Raw genomic sequence first — 16202 nt, 5'->3', positions numbered from 1 at the left:
TCAGAGGAATTCTTCACTGCCGCCGCCACCGAGCATAATCTCTCCGGCATCGGACAAGCGACGGGCGATGGACAATATCTCTTTCTGGGCCACTTCCACTTCGCTGATACGAATTGGCCCCATGGCCTCGAGATCGTCACGCAGCAATTCGGCGGCACGTTTGGACATATTGCCGAGGATCTTTTCCTTCAATGGCTCGTCGGCGCCCTTGAGCGCCTTCATCAGTACATCCTGCTGCACTTCCCGCAGCAGCGTCTGAATACCACGGTCGTCGACATCAATAAGGTTTTCGAACACGAACATCAAGTCCTGGATCTGCTGCGCCATCTCTTCGTCGGACTCGCGCAGGGTTTCCATCAGTTGGCTCTCCACCCCGGTATCCAGGTAGTTCATAATGTTGGCAGCAGCCTTCAAGCCACCCATCTTGGCGGCCTGGGCGCCACCCTGACCGGCAAACTGTTTCTCCATGATGTCGTTAAGCTCCTGCAGTGCTGCAGGTTGCACCTCTTCGAGGTTGGCGATACGCATCATCAAATCGAGACGGGTGTTTTCCGGGAACTGGGCAAAGATTTCCGCCGCCTGATCCGGTTCAAGATAGGACAAAACAATGGTTTGGATCTGCGGGTGTTCATTCTGGATGATAGTCGCCACCTGCCTGGCGTCCATCCACTTGAGCGAGTCGAGGCCTTTGGCGCCACTGCCCATGACAATCTGCTCGATAAGGTTACCGGCCTTGTCTTCACCCAGCGCGGTAGTCAGTGCCTTGCGCACAAACTCTTCGCTGTTAAAGCCTATGGAGGAGTATTTCTGGATATCATCCAGAAACAGCTTGTGAACCGCAACCACCTTCTCCTGGCCGAACTCCTGCATGGCCGCCATGGCCATACCCACCTTTTGAACCTGTTTGGGTTCCAAGTGTTTGAGAATAGAGGCCGCATCGGCTTCACTGAGACTCAGCAACAAAATGGCGGTCTTCTCAATCCCGTTGAGATTCTTGACGTCGAAGCCGCTCTCGGCTGGTTTATCCGCTTTTTTTTCAGGCATCTTCTTGCAACCAGTTCTTCACCACTTGGGTGGACAGTTCAGGTTCATTGGCCACCAGAGCACGTATGGCCTTAATCATATCATCATCTTTGTGCAGATCCGGTATCAGAATCGAACCGTCATCGGCATAGCTGTATTCACTTTCAGGGCGGTTGAGCATGCCCAGGGTGTCGGCAGCGTACTGATCTTCAATATCTGCCAGCTCATGTCCCAGCGCAGGTTCATCCGGCATATTCTGGCCATCGGGATAGATGAGGCGTTTGAGCATGGGACGCACCACGAACAGGATAAGCACCAAAATCACCAAGGCACCTATGCCGAGTTTCATCGCCCGCCAGAACCAGGGCTGCTCCCACAGAGGTGGCTCAGGCAAATCTTCAACCAGTTGATCCATAAAGGGCACAGTCACCACTTCTATCATGTCGCCCCTTTGGCTGTTGAAGCCAACGGCGCCTTCCAGCAAGCGACGGATATTGGCCATCTCTTCACCTGTGCGAGGTACTCTGGCGACCTGACCATTTTCACCGGCAGCACCTGCCTTGTAGTCGACCGCCACTGAGACACTGACCCGGCGTACCACACCTATCTGCTGACGGGTATGGCTGATGGTGGTATCCAGCTCAAAATTACGGGTCGCTTCCCTATGGCTGTTGCCTGAAGTAACACTGCTGCTTTCTGCGGCATCGGCAGCGTTTTCAGGAATATTGGACTCCATCGGCGGCTGATTGGAAAGGGCTCCGGGGATGCCGCCACTGCTGCCACCAACGCTGTTGTTTTCCACTGTCATTTCACTGCGAAGTGATGGCAGATCCGGGTTGAAACGCTTGGCTGTTTGCTCGACGGCGGTGAAGTCCATGCTGACATCCACCTGAGAGGTGAAGTTTTCCGGGCCGAGGATCGGCATCAGAATCGAGTCAATTTTGTTGCGGTATTCGTTTTCTTTTTGCTGCACCAGCTCAAGCTCGCGTCTGGCGCGGGCAGATACCCCATCCTGACTGCCTGAGTTCAGCAAGCGGCCGTTGGAGTCTGTCACAGTCACCCGGCTGGGATCCATGTCATGAACTGCAGAGGCAACAATATCTACTATTGCATCAACCTCTTCCTGGCCCAAACCGCCCCTGCGGGTACTGACCACCACTGTGGCACTGGGTTTGGCGCGATTGCGGGCGAATACATTTTCCTTTGGCAGCGCCAGGATCACCTTGGCACGGCTGACACTATTGAGCTCTTCAATCGCCCGCGCCAGATTCATCTCCTGACTCTGCTTCAGCCGGGCTTGTTCCATCCGCTGACTGACACCAAAGCCGGAATCCTGGCTCAGATAATCCTTGGCATCGGCGCTGGAATCTATACCGGCGCGGCTCAGCATCATCTTCACGTCCTGGTACTTGTCTTCAGGCACAGTAATCACATCGACTTCAATCTTGTACGGCACCCGGTTCTTATCCAGTACATCGAGAACCTGTACCATCTCCTGGGTATCCATCTTGCCCAGTGGCCGATATTCAGGCTCCTGAGCCCAAATCATCACAAATACCGCCAGTGCCAGACAGATAGCCAATGCCAGGATCATGGTGATCTGCCGCAGCATATCCACTCCCCCGAGGGAGCCCAATACACCCGACTTATTTTCCTGTTGGGCCCCATCCAGCGTAGTTCCAGCGGCGGAAACATTGGATCCTGCTACTAATTCTGTGCTCACTGTGCGTTCCTGTTATCCGGGATCTGTGATGCAAGCAGGCCTTAAACAGGCATGCTCATAATCTCTTTGTAGGCTTCAACCAGCTTGTTGCGCACCTGCACTGTGGCCTCGAAGGCAACGCTGGCTTTCTCGCGGGCAATAACAGTGTCAGACAGAGACACAGTGGTGTCGCCCATCTCCAGCCGGGTAGCCAGATTGGATGATGTGCTTTGCAACTCACTGACATTGCCGACCGCCTGGGCCAGCAATTGGCTAAAGTCGGCCCCTGAGGTATTGCCCACCTGACGTACAGGCGAAGACTGAAATCCCGTTGGGGCAATTTCACCTTTAAGTGATTGCATTTCCTGCAATAAAGAATTGGCACCTATTTGCATCTTCTCACTCCTGTCGTCAGCGAATTGACGAAAAATCTGGGTTACCGGACTCTATGCAATTAGTTTGCCAAAAGTGGAATAATCAAAATTGAGATGGCTAAAGGCCCTGAATTCAAGCAGAGCCAGAGGAAAAACATAAAGATTGGAAAGCGGCCTGACGGCCGCTTTGGGGGATATTCAGGCGGGCACCTCTATGCCCATCTCGCGCATGCGCGCCATCTTGTATCTGAGAGTGCGGGCACTGATCCCCAATTTCTCGGCTACCAGCTTGCGACTGCCCTGACACTGGGCCAGAGTCTCGAGAATAATCACATGCTCCTGAGCCTTGAGCTCATCACCGAGCGCCTCAGGCGTTTCCTGGGCTGTGGTATCTCCCAGCGCAACATCCTGCAAATCGATAATGATATCGCCGGCTTCTATCTGCCCTTGATTCAAGATCAGTGCACGCTGGATCACGTTATCCAGCTCACGGACATTCCCCGGCCAGCGGTGGGCCAACAAACGCCGCACGGCAGCATCGCTAAGAGCTGGAACCGGGTTAATTGCCGCATTTTCGGCATGGCGTGCCAACAGATGCTTGGCCAGCGGAATGATATCCGCCGGTCTTTGATTCAATGCCGGCCAGGCAAGCGGGAACACATTGATCCTGTAATAAAGATCTTCGCGAAACTCGCCCTTGGCCACCATCTCTTTCAGATCCCGGTTGGAAGTTGCCAGTACCCGGACATCGAGCTTAATGGTCTTGCGGCCCCCCAGGCGTTCAACCTCACGCTCCTGCAGCACCCGCAGCAGCTTGGCCTGCAAAGACAGCTCCATCTCGGAAATCTCATCGAGCAGCAGTGTGCCACCATGAGCTTGTTCAAACTTGCCGGGGCAAGCCTGATAAGCCCCGGTAAAGGCGCCTTTCTCGTAGCCAAACAAGGTGGCTTCCAGCATATTTTCCGGGATGGCAGCGCAGTTAATCGCCACAAAAGGCCCGTCAGGTCTTTGGCTGTGCTGATGAATGTAGCGAGCCAACACCTCTTTGCCCGAGCCGCTGGGGCCACTTATCATCACAGAGGCGTCAGAAGCGGCTACCCGCTGCGCCAATGCCAGCAAGGCCAAGCTCTTTTCATCAGCCACTACGGGGCTGCCACTAACCACCTTGGGGCGTAAATAACGACTCACCTGATTAAGCAGCACCTGAGGAGCAAACGGCTTGGCGAGATAATCTACCGCTCCCAACTTGATAGCACTGACGGCATTATCAATAGTGGCATAGGCCGTCATCAACAGGACTGGCAACTGCGGATGTTGCTGACGCAGATAATCCAGCAGCCCCATACCGCCGATACCCTCCATCTGTACATCGCTTATCACCATGTCAAAACGATTACCTTTCAAAGCCGTTATCGCTTCTTCGGCGCTGGCGACGTCAACACACTCGTAACAGGCCAGCAGCAAGGTATCGAGCAGCGCTTCCCGGAGCGCGGCGTCATCTTCCACCAAAAGAATTTTTGCTTCGCTCATACCGCCCCCCCTTGAGAAGCTGTCATCAGTGGGAAGCTCAGCGTAACGGTACAACCGGCGTCCAACTCACAGCTGAGATCCAATTTGCCGCCGTGGCTGCGCACGACTGACTGCACCACCGCCAGCCCAAGTCCTGTGCCCTGACGCTTGGTGGTAAAGAAAGGCTCCAATACCTGTTTTTGCATCTTGCTATCAAGCCCCTTGCCGTTATCTATCACATCAAGGCGCAGTGCCTGGTCACAGCTCAGGCGCAGAATGACGTTTGTGGCACCGGCTTCCAGGCTATTGATCACCAGATTATTGATGGCAGAGCTCAATCCATGAAGATTGACCTGCATCTCGCGGTCACCTTCAAGTTGCAGACTCAATTCGGCGTTTTGCTTGGCGGCAATTGGCTCGCAGTTGGCCATCACTTTTTCCAGCACTGTCGAGAAAGGCACTCTGTCGCAGGCTTCCTCTTGCTTACCTTTGGCAATCAACAACATATCATTGACCTGCTGTTCCAACTCGGAAAGTCTGTCGAGCAGTTTGCCCTGAAAACGCTCTCTGGAGCCGGTATCCAGCCTTGGGCTGCCCAAATTAGCGGCATAAAGTAAAGCGGCAGAAAGCGGAGTGCGTATTTGGTGCGCCAGCGTGGCAACCATTTTTCCCAGAGCAGACAGGCGTTCAAGGTGGGAAAGATTTTGCTGCAATAGCCGGGTTTCGGTGAGATCGGTCAGCATAATCAGCTGCCCCTGCTCAGGTGTCAGCGGCGTAATAGCCAGCTTCACCCGGCGGCCATTTCGCAGGGAAACTTCATGACCATCGTCTTTTTGCGGCGCGAAGGCGCGATTGATAATAGTGAGCCAGCGCTGACCCACCAAAGGAACACCCAACAAAGATTCGGCAACCGGGTTGGCTTCGCTGACCAAGCCGTCACCATTGAGGATAACGACGCCCGAAGGCATGGCCTGCAGAATATGCTCCATACGATTGGACATATTGGCGGCTTCCCTTACCGGGATCCATTCGCGGCCATGATGAGAGATGGTTTCGAGCTGTGCCAGCGGGCTTGCGGACATATAAACCCCGTCAAAAATACGATGCTGACAGGGTTAATGCAGACTTTATGCCAACTTAAAAGTCAAAATTATCAGGATATTAATCTTTACTCATGCCATATTTACGCATTTTCTCCACCAGAGTGGTGCGGCGAATACCCAGCATTTCAGCCGCGCGGGCAACGACATTATCCTGCTGATCCAGTGCTTGGCGTATCATATCGATTTCCAACTCAGCCAAGAGATCCTTAAGATTGACTCCTTCAGGCGGCAGCTCACTGGGGAAACGGGTATCAGGCAGATCAACCGGTTCTTCGTCATTGAAGATAGATGCCAAAGCATCACGCTCAAGTTGTTCTTCGCTAACCTCAACCGAGTACTCGGGCACATCAATATGACGGTATTTAACCGGTAAGTCATTAACGTCAACCAGGCCACCCGGGTAGAGAATAGTTAACCTCTCAACCAGATTGGACAGTTCACGGACATTACCTGACCAGCCATGTTCCTTAAGCGAATCGATGGCACGCTGGGTAAAACGCACCCGGCCCTTGCCTTCATTGAACACCCGGCTGACCAACTCCTGCAATAATAGCGGGATATCATCCCGGCGCTCACTAAGGGGCGGCATTTCGATGGGAAATACATTGAGACGATAGAAGAGGTCTTCGCGGAACTCTCCTTCTTCAATCATGGTTTCCAGATTTCTGTGAGTCGCGGCAACTACCCGTACATCAGCGTTAATCGCCTTGTTGCCGCCCACACGTTCAAACACTCTCTCCTGCAACACCCGCAGCAACTTGACTTGCATCTGCAGCGGCATATCGCCGATTTCATCGAGGAACAAAGTGCCGCCTTCGGCCAGTTCAAAACGCCCCTTACGGGAGCTGATGGCGCCGGTAAAAGAACCTTTCTCATGACCAAACAGCTCACTTTCCAACAGTTCCGGTGGAATGGCGCCGCAATTGACCGGAATAAAAGGGCCATCACGACGCTCTGAAAGATAATGGATATTACGGGCAACCACTTCTTTGCCTGTACCAGAGGGACCCAGCACCAACACAGTAGCATCAGAGCCGGCCACCTGGTTGATCAGATGGCGCACATTGGCGATACCTTCGCTACGGCCAACAAGACTGCGGAACAGTTTTGTCTGATTGGCACTGGTAGGTACCTGAGGCCGCTTGACCTGGCCAAAAACCTGACAGAAGTGCAACAACTCGGTTAACTGGGAATAGCTCAGGGGTTCATCAATCCGGCCGAGCAGATTCGAGGAGCTAATGCTACTCTGCCCAAGCAGCAACATAGGCTGCCATGGCAGTTTGAACATCAGAGATTGTAATGCATCACCCTCTACGCTATCTGCAACCAAAATCATGGCCCGACATCGAGTTTCCGGCGATTGTGCATCAATTGTATCGGGAGCCACGACTTCCACTTGCTCACCAATAAACTCTAAAACACAAGACAAGCGATTGGTACGCTCAGAGGGGGGTCCGACAAGTAAAATTCGTTGATCTGTATGCATCATTCAGTGGGCCGCTAAGCTTTGGCAATTATGGATTCGCATTAATTATTAGTGTTAGTTGCTCTGGAAAGTCTGGCAATGCTTTCTTCACATACTCAGCTAAATTTGTAGCAATGCTGAATATTGTATTATCGGCACGATATAAGCAAGCCTAGGATGGCTTTTCTGCCTACCCCTTCCAGATTTTAGTCTAAATTCAGGGTATAAACGCCGATATCGTCAATTAAATGGCGAACGTCAAAAAGGCGCTTTAAGCGCCTTTGTTCAGAGTGAGCAATAACTCAGCGATTTTCTTCATGAGCCGTAAGGTGATGTTTATCGGCGGGGATAGCATCCCAGGCTTCTTTGATATCCCGCAGCACAGCCGCAACATCATCCAGAGCCTGCACATCATTGTTGAGATTCGCCTCTGTAATACGTCGCAGCATAAAGTCGTACAAATTGCTGAGGTTGGTAGCGATTTCACCACCGGCTTCCATTACCAAGCTTCCTCTTAACCCCTGGATAATACCAATAGCTTTACCCAAGAGGACGCCTTTTTGGGCAACATTATTTTGCTCCATCGCAGCTTTGGCCTGCGCGATTCTTTCCAAAGCCCCGCTGAACATCATTTGAGTGATTTTATGAGGACTCGCCTCAGAAAGCTGGCTTTCCAGAGAAACTGTTCTATACGACTGCAGTGAACCTCTCATAGCTCGTTCCTACCTTTCAAAATCTAGGGATCGATAAACATTCAGTTTGCGATCATTCCCCCGGAGCGTAATCAAAGTATCGGCATAGGCTTTCCTAACAACAGAAATCCGACGTTCTATGTCCAAAGTCAGTTGGTGTTGTTGTTCCAATACATCTTGACTACTTTCCAGTGGTAATGTTACCAACTGTTCGATTAATTTTTGGCGCTCGAATACCAAATCATGCAAGACTCTAGCCAACTCTTCATGTTCTTCCAGCTGCTCCATCAAGCATTGCTCAAGTTGGTCTACTACCCCCACAAGCTTCTTGGACAAATTTGCCAACTCGTCCAACAGTATCTGCTGCTCCAAATTCAATTAACCTCCATAATAGAGTTACTTATCTTTGGATACCAATCCAGGGAGAGAATTCAAACGCTGGCTCAGCAAGGCTCCTTGAGAGTTGAGTTGACCAACCAATAAATCCATCGCATTGTATTGTTTAGTGAGCCTATCCTCATAAGCCTTCATTTTTAATTCCAGAGACTCGCGTTCATCTCCAATCCTGGCCAGACGATTATCCAGTGATTCATCACGACTATCGAGCAATCCGCCAGTTTGGACATAGGTATCACCAACGCTTTTCATTTTAGCCGCGAACCCATTCTCTTCATTGGTAAAAAAGTCTGTGACATTGGCTAAATCATTTTCCAGCACTTCTTTTAGACGATCTTCATCAAGTTCCAAGGAACCATCGCGGGTAGTCTTGATCCCCAGATTGGCCAACGCCATACCTTCACCGTAAGACGATGAGATGGCCCCCCTAAATTGCCCTTGTAAACTCCGGATAAGAGAGTCACCTTGAAATACACCTGACTGCTTGGTCTTAGGATCATAACTCGACATCCCACGGGCCGTTTCCATCATGCTGTTATAGGCATCAACAAACTCTTTAATCGCCTTGGTTGCCCCAGCCCTGTCCGGCTCTATGGTCAGAGTTGTGCTTTTATCGGCATCCGCATCTTTGAGGTTTAATGTCACCCCCTGAATGGCATTCTCAACCTCATTGGAATTTGATGTTACCTTCAAACCATCAACATACAATATGGCATCTTTAGCGGCTTGAACTTCCGTCATTGCGAAAGTATCTGCCAACGCAGTGCCAGTATCATCTGTAGCCGATAATTGAATCTGATTTTCTGTTCCGGTCTTATTGGAAGTCAGCACCATCTGGGGGCCGGCATCACTGTTGATAATAGTCGCCGTGACCCCTACATTATCCTCTGCGCTATTGATTTTTTTCACTATATCCTGCAGCGAATCATCACTGTTGACCTCAATTGCAAAGCTTTCACCTGCAACATCAATGTCCAGCGAACCACTGCCAATAGAGGAGGTCACGTCGGTTACATTGGCCGAACCCAGCTTCTGGCTCTGCGCCAACTGTTCAACCACCAGGTTGTAACTGCCGGCAACAGCATCCGGCGTCGCCTTGGCCGATAAATAATCGCTCTTGGATAAGTTGGAAGTAAAGCCGGTAAAGGTTTTGCTTTCAGACAAGGGTTTCAACTTATCCATAAACTCGGAAATACTGCTTTTCAACGCACCTATCGCCGAAATTTGAGTGTTGATCAACCCTTCTGTCTGATTGAGCCTAGCTTCCTTGGGGGCTTTCTCGGCATTAACCAAAGCAGAAACAATACCACTAATATCCAGCCCAGAACCTATGCCGGTCGCAGTTAAACCCGCCATGCTAACCTCCTAAATATTGTGACGTACCAGTTACGCCTCAGTCTTCATCAATACACCGGCAATTTCAGACATTTTCTCAGCCAAGGCCAAAGCCTCTTCGGAAGGAATTTGTCTTATCAGTTCACCCGAGTCCATATCCATCACACTGACAACTGGCATTCCTTGCATCTCATCGACCCTGAATTCCAACCCCTTACGCATCATGCTCATCATATCAGTCAGAGAATCTGTCAGCGCTATCAGGGTATCAGTATCTACTTCAGCCTCGACTGGCTTTGCGGACGCAACACCGGCTAGCTCTGTTGGATTCAAAGCAGCTTTCGTGCCAACTTCAGCCAACTTGTCTGAGCTGCTATTCTGTTGTGCCCTGTCATATTTTTCAGTTGCTGGCGTTGCCACAACTGAAATTGCAGGAGCCATTTGTATTTCACCGCTCATAGGTTTCTCCCTACTCACTGTTACGGTTTGCCACAAACTTAACGACGCACTTTCATCCTTTGGACATCTGGCAATCGGTCACATCATAACCAGTACAACAAAAGCCATAAAGGACTAAAACATCATCCGGTGACATTGCAAACCCATTATTCCCGGTACGTCAAATAAAAGGGAGGGCACTAAGCCCTCCCCCTCCTGATTATAACCTTTTATGCCTTAATCGCTTGGATTACAGCAGTGACAGAGCCACCTGAGGCAACTGGTTAGCCTGAGCCAGCATGGCAGAAGAAGTCTGAGACAAAATCTGCTGCTTGGTCATCTGTGCCGTTTCCTTGGCAAAGTCCACATCCTGAATACGGCTACGGGCGTCTGACACGTTGGTAGAGATGTTGTTCAGGTTGTTGATAGTAAAGCTCAGACGGTTCTGCACCGCACCCAAATCTGCTCGTTGGCTATCAATGCCGGCAATTGCAGCATCAATCACGCTAACAGCACTCTGTGCTCCATCGGCAGTGGATATGTCAACATCTCCAATTGCTGAAAATCCTGAATCGTCCACGCCAACTGTTACGGCAACGGCTGCTGCAATGTCCGAAGAACCACCGCTACCATCATCTATCGTAGCTTTTGATACTGTCAAAGCAGTACTGCCATTTTCCATAACACCACTGTACGTCAACCCTGTGCCAGCAGTGTCTTTAACAACAGAAACTCCAGTATCGGCTAAAGCAGTATTGATTGCAGACGCCAAACCATCAATATCTGATGCATTTGTTAAGTCAACTGTAAGCGTGTTTGTGTTACCGTCCGCATCAGTGTAACCGAACTCCAAAGCCTCGTTACCGGTTCCCGCAATCAAACCGGTAACGTTAGCAGCTGCAAAAGTACCCGTGACTTCCTTTCCTCCTGACTTGCCTATTGCATCAGCGCCCACATCTCCCAACGTGATGGAAATCGTTTCATTGGCATTGGCGCCCACCTGGAAGGCCTGAGTTCCGTAATTACCGTTAAGTAGTTTCTGGCCACCAAAAGCTGTGGTATCGGAAATACGGGTCAATTCTTCTTGGAGCGAGGTAATCTCTTTTTGCATAGCAGCACGGTCTTCAGCCGAGTTGGAGCCGTTGGCCGATTGCAGTGACAAATCACGCATACGCTGCAAAATATTGGTGGACTCCTGCATGGCGCCTTCGGCCGTTTGGGCGATGGAGATACCATCGTTGGCGTTGCGTTGGGCCACATCCAGGCCGTTGATCTGACTGGTCAAACGGTTGGAGATCTGCAGACCGGCAGCATCGTCTTTGGCGCTGTTGATACGCAGGCCACTGGACAGACGCTCCATGGAGGTTTTCAATGCACTGTTGGCATTATTGAGGTTCTTTTGTGAACTCAGGGAAGTCACGTTGGTATTGACGGAAATGGCCATAATAGGTTCCTCTCTTGCTGGTTGACCGCTGGCTGGCTGTCAAGCCAAGCGGAGCTAATCTGTTACAGTCACTGTAACGGCAGCCAACTGAGAGACTTTAGCCAAAAAATCATCATTTTTATAAATTATAACTAATTAATTGTATTTTAATAACTTTTATATAGTCGTGCTATTGCTATAACTTAATTTCCCGCTCACATTAATGAGTAAAACCCACAGCAGCGGCTTTGGCCGCTGTTGTGGGTTGATGCCATTGCAGTTTTTATTTACCTGTCAAGTTTAACCAAGCAGTGACAGAGCTACCTGAGGCAACTGGTTAGCCTGGGCCAGCATGGCAGAAGATGTCTGAGACAAAATTTGCTGCTTGGTCATAGTGGCCGTTTCCTTGGCAAAGTCCACATCCTGAATCCGGCTACGGGCATCTGAAACGTTAGTAGAGATGTTGTTCAGGTTGTTGATAGTAAAGCTCAGACGGTTCTGCACCGCACCCAAATCTGCTCGTTGGCTATCAATGCCGGCAATTGCAGCATCAATCACGCTAACAGCACTCTGTGCTCCATCGGCAGTGGATATGTCAACATCTCCAATTGCTGAAAATCCTGAATCGTCCACGCCAACTGTTACGGCAACGGCTGCTGCAATGTCCGAAGAACCACCGCTACCATCATCTATCGTAGCTTTTGATACTGTCAAAGCAGTACTGCCATTTTCCATAACACCACTGTACGTCAACCCTGTGCCAGCAGTGTCTTTAACAACAGAAACTCCAGTATCGGCTAAAGCAGTATTGATTGCAGACGCCAAACCATCAATATCTGATGCATTTGTTAAGTCAACTGTAAGCGTTTTTGTGTTACCGTCCGCATCAGTGTAACCGAACTCCAAAGCCTCGTTACCGGTTCCCGCAATCAAACCGGTAACGTTAGCAGCTGCAAAAGTACCCGTGACTTCCTTTCCTCCTGACTTGCCTATTGCATCAGCGCCCACATCTCCCAACGTGACGGAAATCGTTTCATTGGCATTGGCGCCCACCTGGAAGGCCTGAGTTCCGTAGCTGCCATCCAACAACTTCTGATTCCCAAAAGAGGTGGTCTCAGAGATACGAGTTAACTCTAACTGCAGGGCCGACAACTCTTTTTGCATAGCGGTGCGATCCTCGGCCGAGTTGGAGCCGTTGGCCGATTGCAGTGACAAATCACGCATACGCTGCAAAATATTGGTGGACTCCTGCATGGCGCCTTCGGCCGTTTGGGCGATAGAAATACCGTCATTGGCGTTGCGTTGGGCCACATCCAGGCCGTTGATCTGACTGGTCAAACGGTTGGAGATCTGCAAACCGGCAGCATCGTCTTTGGCGCTGTTGATACGCAGGCCACTGGACAGACGTTCCATGGAGGTCTGCAGCTGGTTGTTGGCGCCGTTAAGATTTTTCTGCGCCTTCAATGAAGTTACGTTGGTATTAACGGTAATAGCCATGTTGAGTTCCTCTTCCTAGTTTTAGCGCCAAGACTCGGAGCTTGGCTAAAATTGTTAACAATTTATCTGACAGACGGGTAGGTCTTTGTTTACTGTTAAATAAAGTCAAACAGGGAAACAGAACCCACTCTACTGAACACATTTGAAACGGCGTTCAAGGCCAACTGCTGTTTTTGAAATTCGGTTATCGCCGCGGCGTAATCGAGATCCTCCAGCAGTGACAATGCCGACTTATTCACCAACTCTTCTTCTGCATGATTGCTGCTGTAGCTTTCGAGGCTTTTGAGACTGTTGCCCGCAACGCCTCTGGCTACACCGAGTTGAGTCATACCACTGTCAAGATTATCCAATAACTGTGCCAACTCAGCTTGTCCGTTGGGGGTATTGACCAGGTCTGGATCCTCCAGCAGGGTTATCGCCTGCTGAATGGTGTCGAAAATCGGCACCTCGGCCTTAGGTTCCATGGTGAAGGAATCCCCGCCAGCCGGCGTGCCATCCAGCTTCACCTCAATACCGTTGAAGCTCACTGGGTTACTGGCATCGAAGTTAGCCACATTGCTGACAGCCGTGCCGCTTGAATCCAACACTTGCAAATCAACCCCACCAGCGCCGTTATCGGTAAAGTTAAAGGTGTAGGTATCAGCCACATGGCTCCCAGGAGGGCTTATTTTGGCACTGAGTACCCTGAACTCCCCGGTTTGCGGGGCCAAATAATTGACGCCATAGTCACCCAAGGCGTTGGCAGCATTCATAAAAGCCGAGTCCCCGGGAATATTGGTGCCCATAGCAACCCCTTGTGCCACCAAGGCGTCACGAACGCCGCTGTCACCGCTGTAAACCATGTTGCCGCTGGCATCGAAGGCAAAGGGCTGAGAATCTGTGTTGTATCCGGCAAACAGGTAATTGCCTGACTCATCCTGGGTATTGGCAATACTTAGAAGTTCATCCAGACTGCTGCGCATTTCATCGGCAATAGTTTGCCGTTCCGAGGGACCAAGGGTGCCATTTACTGCACGCAACATCTGTTCACGAATGCCGGTGACCAAAGTTTCGGCGCTGCCGAGCTTGCTTTCCGCCAAAGATAAGCGGTTTTTGCTGTAATCCACATTCTTGAGATACTGCTGCACCAGCGCATTTTGCTGATAGAGGTTGTCTATGCCGATAGCTGCCACCGGGTCATCACCGGCAGTGTTGACCTTTTTACCGCTGGAGAGCTGTTCGAGGATCCTGTTGGTATCGGTTTGCTTCTGCAGAATGCTGTTTAAATTCTGCTGATACATCTGTGAAGTTGAAATACGCATCTCTCAAGCTCCTATCGAACCGAACTGAACAGGGTGTCGAACAGGGCATTGGCCGTAGTCATGATCCGTGCCGATGCCTGATAGGCCTGCTGGAACTGCATCAAATTGGCCGCTTCTTCATCCAGGTTAACCCCGGATTCCGATTGCACTCTGGCATAGGCCTGGTTGTAAATGGCCTCCGCCGAACCGGCCCTGACTTGGGCAGATTTGGTTTGGCTGCCAATATCCAGCTTGGTCTTTTCAAACACATCACCCAGGGTCGACTTACCGTTATTCATTATCTTGCTGTCACTGAGTTTGGCCATGGCCAAGGCATTGCTGTTGTCACCCGGCGCAAAGCTGAGATCAAAGGTGAAACTCTCACTACCGCCACTGCTGCCATCAACTTCAAAAGTAAAACCAAAGGCGCTGATCTGCGGCGGAGTGCCCGCAGCCGTCCCGGTTGCCAAAGAAGCGCCGTTGACATCAAAGACTTCATAGGAAGGCGGATTGACACTGGTATCCAGGGTGAATGTCAGCTCACTGTCAGTCACGGGGAAATTGGCCGCGCTTCTGTCGTCTATGCTGACCAACTTCACTGAAGTGCTGCCTGAATTACCTGCGTTGGCGGTGATTTTCGGCGCCGCTGCGGCAATACCCTTGGGATCGGACATCACTACATCTATGTTGGCCGCCGCATTGGCCGTTGGCCGTATTTCAAACCTGTCACCGGCAGCCATGGCACCGGCATCAATTTTGATACTGAAGCCGTTGGCGCCTTCCAGGGTATCGCCGTTGAGCGTCAAATTGGTCACCGCCCCCGTCTTCATGTCTTTGAGTTCATAAGTACCGGCATTGGTATAGTTCAGCTCATAACTGCTGCCGGACAGGGCGCCGACATCATCGATATTAACGCTCAAAGAAGCTGTGCCCGCGTTGCCGGAATAGGCGCCGACACGGCCGGCGGCAATCACAGGGTCATTGATATCGGTAAAAATGGGTTGTCCGAGCTCGCCATTGAGATCAAAACCCTGGGACTGCATCTCGTTAAAAGCATCGGCAATTCCCAGCGCCAACTGCCCCAGCTCATGACTGGCGGGCATCAGGGTGTTGTCACGAAAATCAAATAAGGCGCCCAGTTGCCCCCCAAGCTTGGCGGGGTCAGCCTTCAACTCGTTGCCCCCGAGGCTATAGGTCAGCTCTGGCTCATTGGGGAAGGGGTCACCTGCGGTCATGCCCATGGTCATGGCCACTTCACCGGATACCAACATAAAAGAGCTGCCCAGCATGATGGAGCGGGCACCGTTTTCCAGCGGGATCACATTGACTTCGGCGTACTGGCTTAATTCTTTAATCAGCGCATCTTGCTTATCCAACAGCTGCGCATCGTTACCGGGTGACTTCATCAGTTCAAGATTGATCTGCGCCATCTCTTTACTGATCTCATTGATCCTGGTGGTAATGCTTTCAATCTGATCATTGGTTTGCTGCACCTGACCTGTCAGATGACTCTGCATTTGATTGAGATTCTGCGCCAGTTGCGAGGCCGAATTGAGCACAGAGCCGCGGATCCCCAGATCCGCTGGCAGGTCAGCCAGACTGTTGAGACCGGAGAAAAAGTCATTCAATGAGGCTGGCACCGCCTTGCCTATTTGGGAAAACAGCTGATCCAGCCCGCTGAGTTTGGTGTAGCTGGCCTCGGCAGCACTGAGCCCTGTCTGACCGATACGCAGCTCTCTGGCAGCATAATCATTGTAGATACGCTTTACATCCTGCACATAAGTACCTGTGCCATAGAAGTTATTGCCAAGACGCATTGAGGTGGAGCTGCCCTGAATAGCCACCTGGCGGTGATAGCCTTCGGTATTAACGTTGGCAATATTGTTACTGGTCACCCCCAATTGTGATTGGGCAGCCAGGATCCCGCTGCGGGCTATATTGAACAGATCCATAGACATGGGTTAT

14 protein-coding genes are annotated in these 16202 nt (G+C 51.0%); all 14 read right to left on the bottom strand.

Annotated features, from left to right (window positions below; translation table 11 throughout):
* Complete coding sequence (fliG, locus tag WKR14_RS06930) at positions 1–1044, bottom strand: flagellar motor switch protein FliG (protein ID WP_025011061.1); 1044 nt, start codon at positions 1042–1044, stop codon at positions 1–3.
* Positions 1037–2746, bottom strand: coding sequence for a flagellar basal-body MS-ring/collar protein FliF (gene fliF / locus WKR14_RS06925; protein ID WP_101056065.1), 1710 nt, complete (start codon positions 2744–2746; stop codon positions 1037–1039). Before fliF ends, fliG begins: the two co-directional genes overlap by 8 nt.
* Positions 2747–2787: 41 nt before the next feature.
* Positions 2788–3120 carry a flagellar hook-basal body complex protein FliE gene (gene fliE, locus WKR14_RS06920; RefSeq protein WP_039035638.1) on the bottom strand — a complete coding sequence of 111 codons (333 nt, stop codon included), beginning with the start codon at positions 3118–3120 and terminating at the stop codon, positions 2788–2790.
* 177 nt (positions 3121–3297) lie between these two features.
* Positions 3298–4629, bottom strand: coding sequence for a sigma-54-dependent transcriptional regulator (locus tag WKR14_RS06915; RefSeq protein WP_101096081.1), 1332 nt, complete (start codon positions 4627–4629; stop codon positions 3298–3300).
* Positions 4626–5690 carry a sensor histidine kinase gene (locus WKR14_RS06910; RefSeq protein WP_165564787.1) on the bottom strand — a complete coding sequence of 355 codons (1065 nt, stop codon included), beginning with the start codon at positions 5688–5690 and terminating at the stop codon, positions 4626–4628. The genes WKR14_RS06915 and WKR14_RS06910 overlap by 4 nt, the downstream gene beginning before the upstream one ends.
* A gap of 79 nt (positions 5691–5769) precedes the next feature.
* On the bottom strand, positions 5770–7200 hold the full coding sequence (locus tag WKR14_RS06905; RefSeq protein WP_039035635.1) for a sigma-54 dependent transcriptional regulator: 1431 nt from the start codon (positions 7198–7200) through the stop codon (positions 5770–5772).
* Positions 7201–7478: 278 nt separating this feature from the next.
* On the bottom strand, positions 7479–7889 hold the full coding sequence (gene fliS / locus WKR14_RS06900) for a flagellar export chaperone FliS (protein WP_101096079.1): 411 nt from the start codon (positions 7887–7889) through the stop codon (positions 7479–7481).
* A 9-nt stretch (positions 7890–7898) separates the two neighbouring features.
* Entirely contained in the window at positions 7899–8246 is a 348-nt protein-coding gene (locus tag WKR14_RS06895) for a hypothetical protein (protein WP_165564786.1), read from the bottom strand.
* An 18-nt stretch (positions 8247–8264) separates the two neighbouring features.
* On the bottom strand, positions 8265–9620 hold the full coding sequence (gene fliD, locus WKR14_RS06890) for a flagellar filament capping protein FliD (RefSeq protein ID WP_339087539.1): 1356 nt from the start codon (positions 9618–9620) through the stop codon (positions 8265–8267).
* Between the two features lie 30 nt (positions 9621–9650).
* Positions 9651–10058, bottom strand: coding sequence for a flagellar protein FlaG (locus WKR14_RS06885; protein ID WP_224866650.1), 408 nt, complete (start codon positions 10056–10058; stop codon positions 9651–9653).
* A 229-nt stretch (positions 10059–10287) separates the two neighbouring features.
* Positions 10288–11481, bottom strand: a complete 1194-nt coding sequence (locus tag WKR14_RS06880; protein WP_224866648.1) for a flagellin — start codon at positions 11479–11481, stop codon at positions 10288–10290.
* 279 nt (positions 11482–11760) lie between these two features.
* Positions 11761–12957: a flagellin gene (locus tag WKR14_RS06875; RefSeq protein WP_339087538.1), complete on the bottom strand. Its 1197-nt coding sequence runs from the start codon at positions 12955–12957 to the stop codon at positions 11761–11763.
* A 95-nt stretch (positions 12958–13052) separates the two neighbouring features.
* Entirely contained in the window at positions 13053–14258 is a 1206-nt protein-coding gene (flgL, locus tag WKR14_RS06870; protein ID WP_339087537.1) for a flagellar hook-associated protein FlgL, read from the bottom strand.
* A gap of 11 nt (positions 14259–14269) precedes the next feature.
* Complete coding sequence (gene flgK / locus WKR14_RS06865; protein ID WP_224866644.1) at positions 14270–16195, bottom strand: flagellar hook-associated protein FlgK; 1926 nt, start codon at positions 16193–16195, stop codon at positions 14270–14272.
* Positions 16196–16202 lie beyond the last annotated feature (7 nt).

This window comes from Shewanella chilikensis (assembly GCF_037953065.1).
Lineage (GTDB): Bacteria > Pseudomonadota > Gammaproteobacteria > Enterobacterales > Shewanellaceae > Shewanella > Shewanella chilikensis.
The sequence above is the reverse complement of the archived record's forward strand: the minus strand, read 5'-3'. Positions and strand labels throughout refer to the sequence as shown.